The sequence below is a fragment of the Cetobacterium sp. NK01 genome, from assembly GCF_024506395.1.
GTDB classification, from domain to species: domain Bacteria; phylum Fusobacteriota; class Fusobacteriia; order Fusobacteriales; family Fusobacteriaceae; genus Cetobacterium_A; species Cetobacterium_A somerae_A.
The window spans coordinates 552,485-569,850 of record NZ_JANIBO010000002.1; the positions used below are offsets into that span (position 1 = coordinate 552,485).

Genomic DNA, 17,366 nt, shown 5'->3' on the forward strand with positions numbered 1-17,366 from the left:
ATTTATTTAAATTTATGTTCGCCATCAAGAGTTAAAATAGCGTCATATAGATCTGGTCTTCTATCTCTAAATAATCCCCAGAAAGATCTGTAATCATCAATTGCTTTTAAATCTAGTTCAGCTATAGCAAATCCTTCTGAATCTCTATCCATTTCTGAAATTTTAGCACCAGTATGATCTGCAATAAATGATGAACCATAGAATTTAACTCCCACTTCATCAACATATTCTTGTCCAGTTCTGTTAGCACATACTAATGGTGTTAAATTAGCTCCAGCATGACCTTGCATAACTCTTTGCCAGTGATCTTTTGTATCCATAGTAGGGTCACTTGGTTCTGATCCAATAGCTGTTGGATAGAATAAAATTTCAGCACCCATTAATGCCATGCATCTTGCAGATTCAGGGAACCACTGATCCCAGCATATAGCAACTCCTATTTTAGCATATTTAGTTTCCCAAACTTTAAATCCAGTATCTCCAATATTAAAATAGAATTTCTCTTGGTATCCACTTACATCATGTGGTATATGACTTTTTCTATAAATACCTAGAATTTCTCCATCAGCATCTATTATAGCAATAGAGTTATATCTTGCACCATGTTTTCTTTCATAAAAACTTATTGGAAGAACAACTTGTAACTCCTTTGCAACTTTTTTAAAATGATTAACTGCAGTATCTAACTCTAACTCTGTAGCAAACTGCATGTATTCAGCTTTTTCTTTTGCACAAAAATAAACTCTTTCAAAAAGTTCAGAAAGTAATATTATTTGAGCACCTTCTGCAGCTGCTGCTCTAACTTGCTTTTCAGCTTTTTTTATATTTTCATCAACATCCCATCCAAAAGACATTTGTATTGCTGCTACTTTTACTTTTTTCATTTTAATCCTCCTTGTTATTAAAAGCTTTTTCCATATGGCATTTGTTGAGTGATACAGTGAACACAACCACCACCAAGAATAATAGGCATTCCATCAACAGGAACCACTTTTCTATCTGGGTAAACTTTTTGAATTAATTCTAATGCTTTTTTATCAGTTTCTTTAGCATCTCCTCCAAATATAGGAACAATAACTGCTCCTGTTACAGGAAGATAGTTAATATAGCTTAGTGTTAAAAGCTGCCCATCATAATATCTAATAGGAGGTTTTTCAATTTCAATAATTTCAAAAGGCATTCCACTAGATCTATCTTTAAACTCTTTTAAAGTTTTCATATTTTCTTGAAAAATTTCATAATCAGGATCGTGTTTATCATAACAAGCTTGAATCATTATGACACCTGGCTTTACAAAACAAGCAGTATTGTCAACATGTCCATCAGTTAAGTCGCCATATAATCCAGATTTTAACCAAATAATTTGCTCTGCACCTAAGTATTCTTTTAGAAGAGTTGTAATCTGTTCTTTTGTGAAATTAGGGTTTCTAGATTGAGTGATTATTGCTGATTCTGTAGTTAAAATAGTTCCTTGACCATCAGAATGAATTCCACCACCTTCTAAAGATAACGGTGAAGTAAAAATAGGTGTATCATAAAAAATACCTAAGTGATAAGGAACTTTTCCATCGTTATAATGAGGTTGATATTTTTCACCATAAGAATTAAATCGCCATTTAACACCAGCAACTTCTTGCTTATCATTTAATAAAAAAGTAGGGCCATTATCTCTAACCCAAGAATCATCAATGGGAAGAGATAAAACCTTTACTTTTTCTCCACACATCTCTTTAACTTCATTTAAAAGTTCAGCAGGAGCAATCATAACTAACTCTTCGAATTCAGCGATTGTTTTAGCAACATGGGCGTAACCTACTTTAGCAGCATCAACTCCATTTGGCCAAATAGAAGTGCCACCATTTTTTCCATCTCTAACGGGCCACTGCATAAAAGTACGTCTTCTTTTTTCCCATTCTCCAGGCATTCTGTAGCCGAGTTCTTTGGGTGTTTTATCAAAACTTCCAAACATAATACAAACCTCCTAAGTATAAAATAACAATTTATTTAAATTATTCATTCTATTTAAGAAATTTCTTTTTTATTTGATAAAAAAACTAATAAAATTTAAAAAGATATAAAATTTCAAGGAAAAGAACATAGATAGCGGAATATTTAAGTAAAATATAATTGGGTGATAGATATGGATAATCTAAGAGAGGATTTAACTGTCATTAATGAAAATGACATTTTATATTTAGCAAGTTATGTGGGGAAGTTGATATTAGAATCAGGAGGAGAAACTTACAGAGCTGAAGATATGGTTGATAAGATCTGTAATCACTATGGACTTGAATCTAACTCTTTTGCTGTGCTATCGAGTATTTTAACAACTATAAGAGGAAGAGAGAGAAGATTTTTTACAAATATAGAAAAAATTAGAATGAGAACTATAAATGTAGAAAAGATATCTAAATTAAGTTCTTTAGTAAGGGATATAGAGAGCTACAAATTTAAAGAGTTTTTAGAAAAAGTTAAAGAGATAGATGATGAAAAACCTTATAGATTTTTCTATGTTTTAATAGGAAACTGTATAGCAGCAGGAGCTTTTGCGTATTATTTTGGTGGAGATAGAGGTAGTTGTATAGCTTCTATAATTGGGGCGATATCAGTGTCTTTTTTAGGATATTTTTCAGCTAAATTAATGATAAATAAATTCTTTTTAAACTTAGTTGGAGGAATGGCTTGCTCATTTTCAGCATATATCTGTTTTTTATTAGGAATAATACCTGAAATTTCAGTAACTATAATTTCAACATTAATGTTACTTGTACCAGGAATTGCTTTTACAAATTCAATTCGTGACTTAATAACAGGAGATTTGGTTTCTGGAATTGCCAGAGGAGTGGAAGCTTTTATGGTGGGAACAGCCTTAGCTATAGGATCAGGAATAACCTTATCTATAATAAAAACATTAGGAGGTCTATTGTGAGTACTATAATAGTCCAAGTTATAGCATCAATTGTTGCAACATATGGATTTGGAATAATATTTAATGTTCGAGGGAAGAAAAATTTATATGGTAGTTTTGGAGCAGGAATTGGTTGGTTGGTATATAGCTTGTTGAGTGCAAGAGGATTTACATATTTTATTTCATACACAGCGGCATCATCTACAATAACTATTTATTCAGAAATTTTATCGAGAAGATTAAAAGTACCCACTGTTTCATTTTTATACCCAAGTATGATCCCCTTAGTTCCAGGAGGTGGAATCTATTATACTATGTATTACATAGTTCAGGATAATATTTCAGGAGCTGTAGGCAAGGGAATTGAAACTTTTATTATTTCAGGGTCAATAGCCATTGGAATTCTTACAGTTTCAACGTTCTCTCAAATTTATTATTATATAGTAAAAAAGAAAGCAAACGAAAATTTATAAAAGGAGTTTTATTATGGGAATTTTAAAAGTTTATATACTAGCTATTTTAACGGGATTTGTGACTGGACTTGTAACCATACCCTATAGATGGCTAATAGAAAAATCGATTTATATAAGGGATTTTATTTTTAATTTAAATAATCCAATTTACTATTTAGTTTTAGGTTTTTTAGGGATATATATAATTGGTGTACTTATAAGTAAAATGGTTGAAGAGATGCCGGTAATAACAGGAAGTGGTATTCCTCAAGCAAGAGCACAAATATATGGAAGAATAAAAGTAAAAAATCCAATAAAAGGTATAGTTTTAAAATTCTTAGGAGGAGTTTCAGGTATATCTGCTGGATTTTCCCTTGGAAGAGAAGGACCTTCAGTCCAAATGGGAGCTCTTATTGGAGAGACAGTGTCTCAAGTATTTAAAGTTGATAGAGTAGAGAGAAAATATTTGATAATGAGTGGAGCGGGAGCTGGGTTATCTTCAGCTTTTACAGCACCTCTTGCTTCTGCAATTTTTATAGCTGAAGAGTTACAGAAATATTTTAATTCAAGATTAACAATTTTTTCGTTTTTAGGTTCAATAGTTTCAGGTTATATGGCCGCTAAATTTTTTGTAAAAAATGATTATTTAAATATAGCTATTAATTATCCAGAAAATTTAAATTATTTTGAATATTTTTATATATGTATAGCATTTGCAATTTTTATGAGTTTTGTAGGTAAAAGTTTTTCTTTTCTTTTGATTTATTTTCAAAAATTAAATGGAAAAATAAAAATTTCAAAATATATTAAAATATTTTTTTATACATTGATGGTTGTTATAATTGGAGTTTTCTATAAGGATTTAACAGCTGGAGGAGAAAGTTTTTTAATAAGAGAGGGAATGGTTAATGACTTATCTATAGTAGCTTTAATATTTTTTATAATTTTAAAGTTATTATTTACAACATTATCTTATTCTACAGGATTTCCTGGAGGTATTTTTTTACCTCTTTTGGTAATTGGAGGATTATCAGGAAAATTATTTGGATTAATACTTCTATATTTTAATATTATAGATGTTGGTAATTTAGGAGTTTTTATATTTTTAGGTATGGCTTCAGCTTTTGTTGTAGTTGTAAGATCTCCAGCTACAGGAATTATATTGATATTGGAGATGACATGGGATTTCAGTCTTCTTCCAAGTATGGTTATTGTTGTTGGATTGGCGTATACAGTGAGTAATCTAATGGGAATTGAACCAATATATGATCTTTTATATAAACCTTTAATAGAAAAAGATGATAATGATGAAGTTGTAGAAATGGTTTTTGAAGTGGGAAGTGAATCTTATTTAATCGGTGAACAGTTGAACCAGATAGATTTACCTGGAAATTTAAAAATAGGTTCAATAGAAAGAAAAGGAGAGTTGATTAAAATAGATGAAACAACTGAAGTACAAAAAAATGACATAATAGGGATTCCTACCAAAAAAAGAGACATTGAAAAGTTTTATGATTCACTAAGATCCTTAGCACAGGAAAATTAGTAACAAGAGATTAAAATAAAAAAGTTATAATTTTTCAGAAGGAAATGTTCTTCTAAAGATGAACAATAGGGTAACAATAAAAAAATTTATAGGAGGATTCAATTATGGATGCTAATACTAGTGCAACAAAAAAACAGTTGACATTATTTGGATTTTTCACAATAACAGCTTCAATGGTTATGGCTGTTTATGAATATCCAAGTTTTGCAACATCTGGATTTTCTTTGTTATTCTTTTTACTTTTTGGTGGTTTGTTTTGGTTTATTCCAGTAGCTCTTTGCGCAGCTGAAATGGCAACAATTCCAGGATGGGAAACAGGAGGAGTTTTAACATGGGTTTCTAATTCCTTAGGTGAACGTTGGGGATTTGCGGCAGTATTCTATCAGTTTTTCCAAATAACTGTAGGATATATAACAATGTTATACTTTATAAATGGTTCAATCTCTTATGTTTTAGATTGGCCAGCTTTAAATGTAAATCCACATTTAAAATTAATATCAATATTAATTGTATTTTGGCTGCTAACATTCTCTCAATTGGGAGGAACAAAATACACAGCTAAAATAGCAAGAACTGGATTTATTTTTGGTATTGTTATACCAGCTATAGTATTAATCGGATTGGCTTTAGCTTATATAATTGGTGGAAACCCAATACATATGGAAGTTAGTTGGGATGCGTTTTTCCCTGATTTTACAAAAGTTAACTCTTTAGTAATATTAGTTTCGTTTATTTTAAGTTATATGGGAGTTGAGGCATCAGCATCTCATGCTAATGAGATGGAAAATCCTAAGAAACAATATCCTTTTGCAATTTTTATTTTAGTTATAGTTGCAATTATGATAAGTTCAGCTGGAGGTTTATCAATAGCAACAGTTATTCCTTTAAATGAATTAAACTTAAGTTCTGGAGTAAACCAAACATTTGATATATTGGTAACACATTACGGTAGTAATTTACATTGGATAGTTAGAATAATAGCAGCGTTTATAGCTTTAGGTGTTTTAGGTGAGGTAAGTGCTTGGATAGTAGGACCTTCAAGAGCTATGTATGTAGCGGCACAAAGAGGAATTTTACCTCCAATATTTAAAAAAGTTAATAAACATGACGTTCCAGTTCCTTTAGTAATGTTCCAAGGTGTAGTTGTTACTATATGGGCAATTGTATTAACAATTGGTGGTGGAGGAAATAACATGTCCTTCATGACTGCTATGTCTTTAACAGTTGTTATCTATTTAATGACTTATTTCCTATTATTTATAGGTTATTTAACATTAGTTTTAAAAAGAAAACCTACAGATGCTCAAGCAGGATATCAAATTCCAGGTGGAGTTGTATTTAAATGTATCGTAGGAGCAATAGGATTTTTAACATCATTACTTGCATTTGTTATATCTTTCTTCCCTCCAGATAATATACCTGGTGGAAATACAGGAGAGTATGAGACTATTCTAACAATAGGATTTATAGTTGTTTTAGTTCTTCCATTCATAATATATGAGTTTAGAGATAAGAAGAATGCTGTAGCAATAGAGCCTACTAGAATAACAGTTGACAATGCTCCAGAGCACCACTTCTTTGGACATCCAAAAGCAAGAGGTGAGTTCCATATTACTCCGCATCCAGATGATGTTATGCAACAAGATGATGAACCAAAAAAAGTTGATGATGCAAAACAAGTAGAAAATAAAACAGATTCTAATGAAGAAAAAGAACAAAAGTAAAGTTTTTTAAATTTGGAGGCAGGAAATGACTCAAGATATATTAAATAAAATAGTAGAAAATAATAAAAAAGTGATATCTCAAGGTACTGTAGCAACATATATTCCAGAACTGGCTAAGGTAGATAAAAATTACTTAGGTGTTGTTATTGCATTTCCAGATGGAACGATGTTGTCAGCAGGAGATACAAAGATTAGATTTGCTATAGAAAGTATATCTAAAACAGTTGTTTTAACTCTTGCTTTATTGGATAATGGAGAGGAAGAGGTTTTTAAACATGTTCATAAGGAACCTTCAGGAGATGCCTTTAACTCAATAAAAAAAATAGAAACAGAACCTGATCACTTGCCAAGAAATCCATTTATTAATGCAGGAGCTATTATGACAGCTTCTTTAATAAAAGGTAGTACTCCAGAAGAGAAATTTAATAGAATTCTAAGCTTTATGAAAAAGATAAGTGAAGATGAAACTTTAGAATTAGCCACAGATATCTATTTAAGTGAAAAAGAAACTGGAGATACAAATAGAGGGTTAGCTTATTATATGAAAGGACAGGGTGTTTTAAAAGGTAATGTAGAAGAGATTCTAGATGTTTACTTTAAACAGTGTTCAATATATGTAACAACAGAGAGTTTAGCTAAAATTGCAAGATTCTTTGCAAGTGGTGGAATTTTATCTACAGGAGAGAGAGTTATTCCCAAAAAATATGCACAGATAGTAAATGGGCTGATTGCAACATGTGGAATGTATGATCAAAGTGGTGAATACTTAGATAATATAGGAATTCCAGGAAAATCAGGAGTTGGCGGAGGGATAATCTCTCCAGTATCTAGCAAAAAAATAGGTATAGCAGTATTTGGTCCATCTTTAGATAAAGAGGGAAATAGTGTTGCTGGAATGGGAATAATGAAGGATATCTCAAAAGAGATGGAATTAGATATGTTCTAAAAATAAAGACCTCAGACTTTTTAAAGTCTGAGGTCTTTTAGTTTATTTATGTTTTTCGATTTCCCAACTCATTATAGTTCTTATAATAACAATTAGAAGAACTAGTACAATGTTTTGTAAATCTCTTAAAATAATAGTATCTACAATGTCTGCAATGATCAAAAATTGAAGACCTACTAAAATATATTTATCAAAAGTTTCTCTCATTATTTTATTAAAGCTTAAATTTTCTTTATTTGTAAATAAAATTATAGTGCTTTTTAAAAACCCGAAACAAATAACACCAATAGATAATACTGTAAAGAAAAATGCTAGCCAATGTAATAAAATTTTAAAAGAATCCATAATATAGTGTTCAAAAGTAAGCATAAGATCCACCCCTATCTATTAAAAAAGTTTATCCTTCTAAATCTTGTTCTCCTCCACCATTTACAGGAAGAATCTGTCCTGTTATCCATTTAGAAAGAGGGGATGCTAAGAAAAATACTGCCATAGCAATATCATCAGCTTCTCCTAAAACTTTCATAGGAGTTTTTTTAAGCATGATAGTCTCTAATTCAGGAGTTAAAACTGTAGCTAGAGCGTGAGTTTTGATAGCTCCAGGAGCAATAGCATTAACTCTAATAATTGGACCTAGATCAACAGCCATATATTTAGTTAGTTGATTAACAGCAGCTTTAGAGCTTCCATATACGCTCATATTGTGACTTTGCATTAAACTAGACATAGAACTAATATTAACAATTGAACCATATTCACTTGCAATCATATGTGGAGCGCAAAGTCTAGATAAATTAAAAATACTAAAAACATTAAGATTATATATTTTTTGAAGATATTCAGGTGTTAGCTCTAAAAACTTTTCCTTTCCACCTCCGCCACCACCAGCGTTATTAACTAAAATGTTTATTTTTCCAAACTCCTTAACAGCAGCCTTAACCACATCCTCTAAATCAGTGATAGATGTAACATCACATTTTATTCCAAAAGCTTTAACACCTTCACCTCTTGCTTCAATAGCTGTATTATCAGCTTCAACTTGATTAAGATCAGCACAAACTATATTAGCTCCAGCTCTAGCTAGCATAAGGGCAGAAGCTTTTCCAATTCCAGCCCCAGCTCCAGTAATGATAGCAACCATACCTTTTAAATTATAGTGATTTTCAATTTTAAACATAATAAAACACCTCCTAAGTTAGTTTTCTAATAAAATGTAGAAAATCCTTTTAATATTAAAAATTAAAAGGATTTAAAAAAAATATTTCGAAAAAAGTATTAAGAATATTGCATTTAAGGAGGAAAGTATGAATATAGGAATCTTAGGAAATGGAGTTGTAGGAAATGCTTTAGCAGAGGTTTTTCATAAGTTAGGACATCCTGTGCAGATTGGAGTAAAGAGTTTAAAAGATGAATTTGAAAAAAAACATTATATTGAATATGTAGATAGCAAAGATATAGCAGAGGATAATGAAATTATAGTTATTGCTGTTCCAGGAAATAAAGTGGAAAAAGCTGTAACTGGAATAAAAAATCCTGAGGGTAAGATTTTTATAGATTTAACAAATCCTATTGGAGAAGATTTTGTTTTAACAAGAGGAAGATACACATCTAATGGCGAAGTTATTCAAGAGATTTTAAGAGATTCTCACATTGTAAAAACATTAAATACTTTAGGAGTGGAAAAACTGATAGATCCTTGTGTAAATGAAAAAAAATTAACAATGATGATAGCTGGAAATAACAAGATTGCAAATAAAAAAGTAGAAGAGTTACTTTTTGAAATGGGATTTGATCCTATGATAATAGGAGATATTCATTTTGCTAGATACTTAGAACCTTTAGCTATGATTTGGATTGAGATGGTGAGAAAACAAGGGAAATCTTTTGAAAGTGGAATGATTTGGTTAAGATAAAATAAAAAATCTGAGCAAGTTAAGCTCAGATTTTTTTTATTTTTTAACAGGTTCTATCATATCTTTATAAGGCCAAGTACTCATTCCCTCTTGAGAATTGTAGATATTTTTAAAACCATTTTTATTTAAAATTTCAGCAGCTTTTTTAGAACGATTTCCAGTGTTACAAAAAGTTATGTACGTTTTATCCTTATCAAGTTCATTTAAACGATTTTCTAAATTATCTAAAGGAATATGTTTTGCTCCTTTAATTAGTCCTGTTTTTTCCACTTCGTCATTATTACGGACATCTAATATGGTACCTTTATTCTCATTTAATATATCCAAAACTTTAGCAAGAGAAACTGTTTCATAGTATCCTTCAACATCTCCATAAGAAGGACCTCCACTAGCAAAGGAAGAAAGACCAAAGCTAGAGATTAATAAAATAAAAGCTAAAAATATTTTTTTCATAAAAACCTCCTAAGTTTATTTTTTAGATATAAGTCCTCTAATTCCACCTGAAATTAAAAGAGTGATATCCTTTAATATATTAGGTAAATTAAATGGACCAGAGTAAGCTATGTATCTTGGTTCCCACTGAGGATTAAATTTATCTTTAAAAGCTCTAAGTCCTTTAAAGTTATAAAAATGTTCTCCGTGGGAAAAAATAGCTTTTTCTACTTTGTTCCAGAAAGAGGCTGTGTTATCTTCAATACCAGCAAGAGGAGCCATTCCTAAATTAAATTTTTTAAATCCATTTTCCTGTCCATATTTTATAACAGATATAAAGAAATAATCCATTGTTCCATGAACAGCTTCGTTACGATATCGCATTAAATCAAGAGAGATCTCCTCTTTATTAAATGTTTCTAAAATATTACCAAAAGCTAATATTTTACTATCTTTTTTTATAACACCAACAGGAAAATTTAATAGATAATCTTTGGTAAATTTTCCAAGAGAAAATCCTTTTTCTTTTGCATTTTTATCTTGTAACCATTCGTTGGAGATACTTTCTAATTCATCTAAAATTTCAGGTACTTTTTCAACTGGGATCACTTCAAAAGAGTATCCCTCTTTTTCAACTCTATTTGTAGCATGTCTGAGAGGTTTAGCATCATTTCCTTCTAAAGTGAAAGTATCTAAATGAACCTGAGCAAACTCACCAATTTTTAAAAAGCTAAGACCTACATCAAGGTAGTAATTTAAATACTCTTTTCCGATTTCATAAAAAACAGTTTCTTTTTTATTTTCTTTACAGTGATTGTAGAACTTCCATATGCAACTTCCAAAAGTTTTTTTATCACCAATAGGATCTCCCATAGCGATGAAAGAGTGACCACTTTTTCCAAACATAATAAATGAGTTCTTGCTGTCGTCAAATATAATCTCTTTATCACCTAAAAGAGATAGATAAGCATCGGTCTTATTAGATAATTTAATACAAGTTTGTAAATCTATATCTGTTGGATTAGTTTCAGAAGTATCAGTGATATCACTGTTTGCAGATTCAAGATTTTTATTTATAGATTTTCTATTAGTAATAGTACTTAAAATAGCTAAAATAGCTATAGCAAAGAAAATACCTAAAAGTGTATTTGAAAATTTCCAAGAAACTTTTGTAAAAAACTCTGTTTCTTTATATGAAAAAATTCCAATATATATTCCAATTAAAATAATTAAAGATATCATAATGGCCCATTTAAAAGTGATTTTTTCATGGAGAAAATTAGATTTTCTATAAAAATATTTTTTAGAAGGAAGAATTCCTAAAAATATTACAATAAAGAAAATAGTAAAGAAAAGATTAAAATCTTTTATAAAAGATAAAATTATACTAAATCCTATGAAAAAAACGCTTAAGAAATAAGCTATCTCAAATCTTTTTTGAATATAAAATCCCAAAACTAGTAGAGTAACTCCAACAGCTCCACCTATAAAATGGGAAGTTTCTAAAGTTAAAAAAGGGAAAATATTTTCAAATTTTGTAAGAGCTCTAGAGCTAAATGGGAAAAACCCTGAAAAAATAAGAATAGCTCCTGATATACTTGTCAATATAGTTAAAAAATTAGGAAACTGAGAAAAAATTACCTGTTCAATCTCTGTAATTTTATTATTATCTTTTCTAATAAAAAGATGATAAATAGTAAAAATAGTAAATGCCACAAGTAGAGGTATAAAAAAGTAAGCAATTCTATAGATAAGAAGGGCTCCTATTATTTTATCAGAGGAGTATGCTCCACCTAAAAGAGTTAAAAAAATAAGATCAAAAACACCAATTCCCCCTGGAACATTACTTAAAAATCCCAAAATTTGAGCTATGATAAAAATTGCTAAAAAATGGAAAAAATCAATTCTGTTATGAGGAGGCAAAGCAAAGTATAAAACAAAACTTAAAGAGACCCAATCACCAAGAGCTACAAGTATTCTATTTATTAAAATCTCGTTGGAGTTTTTATGTTTTTTTATAAGGACTCCTGTAAAAACAATTGCTCCAATTAAAAGAATAAGTCCAATGGGAGTTGTAGTAGTTATTGGTAGTTTTATAGGGAGTTTGATGTCAACTAAAGATATAGGAAGTAAAGTTAAAAAAATACCTCCAATCCAAAGAAGGCCAAGCCAAAATGTAGTGTAGCAAAAGATAACAACATTCATTATTGTTTTATATGGAACTCCTAAAATTGAGTATAGGTTTAATCGAAGTCCAGATGCTGTTAAACCAGATAAACCTATAGAGTTAGCAAAGGCAAAACTAACAAAGGAGACAAACCCAATATTTTTTTTAGGTAAGCTGTAGTTCTCATTTTTAAAAGCTAAAACATCAAAACAAGTTAAAATAAGATAATCTAAGCAAACAAAGAATATAATCAAACTAATTGCCCAAAAAGGTATAGCTTCAATAGAACTCTTTAAATCATGGATATTATATTTTTTCAATTCTTTATGAATAAAAAACATAGCTACTAAAAAAATAATTAATTCAACAGCAATTTTTAAATATTCAATAACTTTTTTCCTATTAAAATTTGAAACATTTTCCATAGTAATCCCACCTCATTAAAATAAATATTTCTATTATAAATTTACAAAAAAATATGAGTAATCCTCTATTAAAAAAAGAAAAAAATGAAAAAACTTAATTAACTTGAGTAAAATAAGTTCGATTTTAAAAATCAAAAAAATATTGCAAAAATGTTCTAAATACAATATAATCGTTTTATAAATATAATAAACACGCGTTCACAAAACAAAGTTTAGGAGAAAATATGAAGATAAATAGCACAAAAGTGGCTCAGCTAGCTGGAGTTTCAAGGAGCACAGTATCAAGAGTTATAAATAACTATTCAAATGTTCCCTTAGAAACAAAAGAAAAAGTATTGAAGGTAATAAATGAGTTAGGATACATTCCAAACTCTAGTGCTCAAGTTCTAGCAGGAAAAAAAAGTAGAACAATTGGACTTTTTATCTATGGAGATAATAATGATAAAAGTAAAATACTAGACAACGGATTATCTTTTGGTTATTATTTGGATTTTATAAATAGAGTTTTAAAAGAAGCTTTAAAATTGGATTACCAACTGTTAGTTGATGTAGTTAATGATGATAGCTTTTCTAAAGTAGAGTCTTTATATGTAAATAGAGATATTGTAGGAGGAGTTTTTATTGGATTTAAAGAGGGGGAAGAAAATATCCAAAGAATAATAAAAACCTATTCTCCAATTGTTTTAGTTGATTATCTTTCAGATCCAAAGTGTCAAAAAAAAGATGTTTATTATATAAATACAGAGGATTGTGAAGGAGCTAAAAAAGCCACAGAGCATCTAATAAATTTAGGAAGAAAAAAAATTATACATATATCAGGGGATAAAAATAAGCTTTCTGGAAAAGAAAGAGAAAAGGGTTATGTTAAAGCCATGGAAAGTTATGGAATAGCTCCTATGATTTATAATGGAAATTACTCTGATGAAAAGGCTGTGGAAATAGTAAAAGAGTTATTAGAAAAAAATATAGAATTCGATGGTGTGTTCTGTGCAAATGACAATATGAGTTATTGTGTAAATAATATTTTAAAAGAAAAAGGAGTAGAGAATATTCCAATTGTGGGATTTGATAATCTAAGAAATACAATACCCCTTGGAATTATGTCTGTGGCTCCAGATATAAATAGTTTAGCAAAAACAGCTGTAGAGTTGTTAGTAAATGATGAGAAGGAAAAATCAAAAGTAACTTTTGTGAAAACAACATTGATAAAAGGATTAGATGAATATATTAAAGAGAGCTATTTAGATTAACTAGGAGGAAAAATGATATATATAAATGAAAAAAGTTTAGAGTTTCATTTACAGAGCTCAAATGTGAGTTATGTATTTAATGTTATGAAGAACGGTCAACTTGGGAACTTATATTTTGGAAAAAAAATTAGAAATAGAGAGAGTTTCAAACACCTTTTTAATCAACCAGAAGTAGGAATAGGTATAATAGCTCATCATGAAGATGATCCGGGATTTTCTTTAGAATATTATAAGCAAGAATATCCTGCATATGGAACTACAGATTTCAGAAAACCAGCACTGGAAATAGAAGCTAGTGACAACAGTAGAGTTACAGATTTTGTATATAAGAGTTATAAAGTTTATAAAGGAAAAAAAGAGTTACTTGGACTTCCATCAACTTATATGGAAAAAGAGGATGAGGGAGATACTTTAGAGATTGAGTTAGAGGACAAAGTATTAAACTGTAAACTGTTTTTAACTTATACAGTATACAAAGAAAGAGATGTAATAACTAGAAATGCAAGATTTGAAAATCTAGGAAAAGAAAGTGTAAATATACATAGAGCTATGAGTTTTGCTTTAGATCTACCAGATTATAACTATGAGATGATACATCTTTCAGGAGCTTGGGCAAGAGAAAGGTTTATAAAAAATAGAAAGTTAGAAGTTGGGTGTCAATATATAGATAGTACTAGAGGAGCTAGTAGTGCTCACCAAAATCCTTTTATAATCTTAAAAAGACCTGAAACAACTGAAGAGGTTGGTGAAAGCATAGGTTTTGCACTAGTTTATTCAGGAAACTTTTTAGCACATGTAGAAGTGGATCACTTTGATGCTACAAGAGTAACTATGGGAATAAATCCATTTGATTTTAAATGGGAACTAAAAGAGGGCGAGAGTTTTCAAACACCTGAGGGAATAATAGTTTATAGTGACAAGGGAATGAATGATTTAAGTCAAACTTTTCATAAACTTTTTAAGGAAAGAGTTGCAAGAGGGGAGTGGAGAGATAAAGAAAGACCTATTTTAGTTAATAACTGGGAAGCTACATATTTTGATTTCAACGAGGAGAAAATTGTAGCAATGGCGTCTAAGGCTAAAGATTTAGGTTTTGAATTATTTGTTTTAGATGATGGATGGTTTGGAAAAAGAGATGATGACAAGACATCTTTAGGAGATTGGTTTCCAAATTTAGAAAAACTTCCAAATGGAATTAAAGGATTAGCAGAAAAAGTTGTAGAAAAGGGAATAAGATTTGGATTGTGGTTTGAACCAGAGATGATAAGTAAAAATAGTAAACTTTATGAAGAACATCCTGATTGGGTTTTAGGAGTAAAAAATAGAAGATTATCAATGGGAAGAAATCAGTATATTTTAGATCTTTCTAAAAAAGAGGTAAGAGATTATATAGTTGATATTTTATCAGAGAGATTTTCAGAAGCTCCAATAAGCTATGTAAAGTGGGATATGAATAGAAATATGACAGAGATAACATATCAAGATTTACCGCATAAATATATTTTAGGATTATATGAAATTTTAGAAAAATTAACAACAAAGTTTCCGCATATATTATTTGAATCTTGTGCATCAGGAGGGGGAAGATTTGATGCAGGGATGTTACACTATATGCCACAAGTTTGGACAAGTGATGATACAGATGCAATTGTAAGATTAAATATTCAACATGGAACGTCTTTAGCGTATCCATTAATCTCTATGGGAGCTCATGTGTCAGATATACCAAATCATCAAACAGCAAGAAAAACTAGTTTAAAAACTAGAAATAACGTGGCAATGTTTGGAAACTTTGGATATGAATTAAATTTATTGAAGTTTGATGAATTGACAGAAAAAGAAGTTACAAAATATTTAGACTTCTATAAAGAGAATAGAAAACTTATACAATTTGGAGATTTTTATAGACTGGAGAGTCCTTTTGAAGGAAATACAGCAGCTTGGATGGTAGTGGATAAAAATAAAGGGGAAGCCTTAGTTGGACACTTTACAATATTAGCAGAACCAAATCCAGGATATAATAAAAAAGTGATACTAAAAGGTTTAGAAGAGGATAAAAAATATTTAATTAACGATGAATTTGAAGCTTATGGAGATGAACTGATGAATGTAGGAATTGTTTTCCCACAACCAGAAAGATATTTCTCAAAAGATTCAGAGACACAAGATTTTAAAAGTAGAATTTTTAAATTAAAAGAGATTAAATAAAAGCTCACAGGAGGAGTATCATGGTTAGTTTAAAAACGAAGTTATCATACGGTTTAGGTGCTTTAGGAAAAGATTATGCTTGTGCAATTGTGTATATATTTTTAATGTATTATTTTACAGATGTTTTAGGATTAGCTCCAGCTTTTGTAGGAACTTTATTTTTAGTTGCTAGAATGTGGGATGCAGTAAATGACCCTGCTATGGGAATGATTGTAGACAACACAAGAAGTAAATGGGGAAAATTTAGACCTTGGATTTTAATTGGAACGATTCTAAATGCTATAACAGTTGTAGGTATGTTTACAAAGCCAGAGGCATTTAGTGGAAAAAGTTTATATATCTATATATCTATAATGTATATACTTTGGGGAATGACTTATACAGTTATGGATATACCATTTTGGTCTATGATACCTGCTCTTTCAAGTGATAAAAAAGAAAGAGAGGAGATTGCAGTAGTACCAAGAATATTTGCAAGTTTAGCATGGTTATCTCTTGGTAGCTTCGGATTACCTTTAATAGCTTTTTTAGGAAAAGGAAATGAAGGAAGAGGGTTTTCATTACTATCTCTAGGAATAGCAGCAGTATTTATTTTAACGACGATATTAACTGTTACAAATGTAAAAGAGCAAGTGACAAGTGGTAAAAATAGTGAAAAAATAAATTTAAAGGAAGCTTTTAAACTAATTTTAAAAAATGATCAATTAGTAGCGTTAATAGGAACTGTTTTAATGTTTAACTTAATGGCTCAAATATCTGGTGGAGTTGCAATATATTACTTCAAATATGTAATTGGAGTAGAAAAACTTTTTTCAGTTTTCACAGGATTTTCAGGGTTAGCAGAAATTGGATCACTTATGATGTTCCCTATTTTATCTAGAAAAATAGGAAGAAAAAAGGTATTTTTCTTAGCTTGTGCTCTTCCTGTTGTAGGATTTTTGATGTTATTTGCTTTTGGAAATATAGCTCCAACAAATGGAACTTTAGTTGCAATAGCAGGAATAGTAGCAAAGTTAGGATCAGGATTAACTTTAGGTATATCAACAGTAATGTTAGCAGATGTTGTAGACTATGGAGAGTTTAAGTTTGGAAGCAGAAATGAAAGTGTTATTTTCTCTGTTCAGACACTTCTTGTAAAATCAGCATCAGCTGTAAGTGGATGGTTAATAGGTATGGGATTATCACTAGTAGGATATGTACCAAATGTAGCACAAACAGGTTCAGCTGTAATAGGTATAAAATATTTAATGATAGTTTTCCCAATTTTACTTTCAATATTTGGATATGTAATTTATAAGAAGTATTATAGATTAAATGGAGAATATTATGATGAAGTAGTTGAGGCTATAAAAGTAAAAAGAGAGATTGAAGCATAAATTAAAAAATGAGGCTAAC

General features: G+C 29.9%; 15 protein-coding genes. 9 read left to right on the plus strand and 6 right to left on the minus strand.

Annotated features, from left to right (window positions below; all coding sequences use genetic code 11):
• Nucleotides 1-2: 2 nt before the first annotated feature.
• Both aguB and NON08_RS11860 read right to left on the minus strand, forming a co-directional pair.
• Complete coding sequence (gene aguB / locus NON08_RS11855; protein WP_256691796.1) at nt 3-884, minus strand: N-carbamoylputrescine amidase; 882 nt, start codon at nt 882-884, stop codon at nt 3-5.
• A gap of 17 nt (nt 885-901) precedes the next feature.
• Nucleotides 902-1,969, minus strand: coding sequence for an agmatine/peptidylarginine deiminase (locus NON08_RS11860; protein ID WP_256691797.1), 1,068 nt, complete (start codon nt 1,967-1,969; stop codon nt 902-904).
• A gap of 171 nt (nt 1,970-2,140) precedes the next feature.
• Here NON08_RS11860 and NON08_RS11865 point away from each other — a divergent pair, with 171 nt between their 5' ends.
• The 5 genes from NON08_RS11865 to glsA all read left to right on the plus strand — a co-directional run bounded on the left by NON08_RS11865 (nt 2,141) and on the right by glsA (nt 7,576).
• Nucleotides 2,141-2,929, plus strand: coding sequence for a threonine/serine ThrE exporter family protein (locus tag NON08_RS11865; RefSeq protein WP_256691798.1), 789 nt, complete (start codon nt 2,141-2,143; stop codon nt 2,927-2,929).
• Entirely contained in the window at nt 2,926-3,381 is a 456-nt protein-coding gene (locus NON08_RS11870; RefSeq protein ID WP_256691799.1) for a threonine/serine exporter family protein, read from the plus strand. The genes NON08_RS11865 and NON08_RS11870 overlap by 4 nt, the downstream gene beginning before the upstream one ends.
• A 13-nt stretch (nt 3,382-3,394) precedes the next feature.
• Nucleotides 3,395-4,906, plus strand: coding sequence for a ClC family H(+)/Cl(-) exchange transporter (locus NON08_RS11875; RefSeq protein WP_256691800.1), 1,512 nt, complete (start codon nt 3,395-3,397; stop codon nt 4,904-4,906).
• A 104-nt stretch (nt 4,907-5,010) separates the two neighbouring features.
• Nucleotides 5,011-6,630 carry a glutamate:gamma-aminobutyrate antiporter gene (gene gadC / locus NON08_RS11880; protein ID WP_319941561.1) on the plus strand — a complete coding sequence of 540 codons (1,620 nt, stop codon included), beginning with the start codon at nt 5,011-5,013 and terminating at the stop codon, nt 6,628-6,630.
• 25 nt (nt 6,631-6,655) lie between these two features.
• The gene (gene glsA / locus NON08_RS11885) at nt 6,656-7,576 is read left to right on the plus strand and encodes a glutaminase A (protein WP_256691801.1); all 921 of its coding nucleotides are present in this window, start codon (nt 6,656-6,658) and stop codon (nt 7,574-7,576) included.
• Nucleotides 7,577-7,618: 42 nt separating this feature from the next.
• Here the strand turns inward: glsA and NON08_RS11890 are convergent, their stop codons facing one another.
• Entirely contained in the window at nt 7,619-7,945 is a 327-nt protein-coding gene (locus NON08_RS11890; protein ID WP_256691802.1) for a DUF1622 domain-containing protein, read from the minus strand.
• Nucleotides 7,946-7,973: 28 nt separating this feature from the next.
• Nucleotides 7,974-8,753 (minus strand): glucose 1-dehydrogenase, encoded by a 780-nt coding sequence (locus NON08_RS11895; RefSeq protein WP_256691803.1) that lies wholly within the window; start codon nt 8,751-8,753, stop codon nt 7,974-7,976.
• A 106-nt stretch (nt 8,754-8,859) separates the two neighbouring features.
• Here NON08_RS11895 and NON08_RS11900 point away from each other — a divergent pair, with 106 nt between their 5' ends.
• Nucleotides 8,860-9,489: an NADPH-dependent F420 reductase gene (locus NON08_RS11900; RefSeq protein ID WP_413774058.1), complete on the plus strand. Its 630-nt coding sequence runs from the start codon at nt 8,860-8,862 to the stop codon at nt 9,487-9,489.
• Between the two features lie 36 nt (nt 9,490-9,525).
• On the opposite strand, the gene NON08_RS11905 is transcribed toward NON08_RS11900, so the two are convergent.
• Nucleotides 9,526-9,942 carry a rhodanese-like domain-containing protein gene (locus NON08_RS11905; RefSeq protein WP_256691805.1) on the minus strand — a complete coding sequence of 139 codons (417 nt, stop codon included), beginning with the start codon at nt 9,940-9,942 and terminating at the stop codon, nt 9,526-9,528.
• A 15-nt stretch (nt 9,943-9,957) separates the two neighbouring features.
• The gene (gene mprF / locus NON08_RS11910) at nt 9,958-12,513 is read right to left on the minus strand and encodes a bifunctional lysylphosphatidylglycerol flippase/synthetase MprF (RefSeq protein ID WP_256691806.1); all 2,556 of its coding nucleotides are present in this window, start codon (nt 12,511-12,513) and stop codon (nt 9,958-9,960) included.
• Between the two features lie 224 nt (nt 12,514-12,737).
• On the opposite strand from mprF, the gene NON08_RS11915 reads away from it, so the two are divergent.
• Genes NON08_RS11915 through melB form a run of 3 tightly spaced genes read left to right on the plus strand, consistent with a single transcriptional unit; the run spans nt 12,738 to nt 17,347 of the window.
• Nucleotides 12,738-13,763, plus strand: coding sequence for a LacI family DNA-binding transcriptional regulator (locus NON08_RS11915; protein WP_256691807.1), 1,026 nt, complete (start codon nt 12,738-12,740; stop codon nt 13,761-13,763).
• A 12-nt stretch (nt 13,764-13,775) separates the two neighbouring features.
• Nucleotides 13,776-15,971: an alpha-galactosidase gene (locus NON08_RS11920; protein ID WP_256691809.1), complete on the plus strand. Its 2,196-nt coding sequence runs from the start codon at nt 13,776-13,778 to the stop codon at nt 15,969-15,971.
• Between the two features lie 20 nt (nt 15,972-15,991).
• Complete coding sequence (gene melB / locus NON08_RS11925; RefSeq protein WP_256691810.1) at nt 15,992-17,347, plus strand: melibiose:sodium transporter MelB; 1,356 nt, start codon at nt 15,992-15,994, stop codon at nt 17,345-17,347.
• Nucleotides 17,348-17,366: the final 19 nt, after the last annotated feature.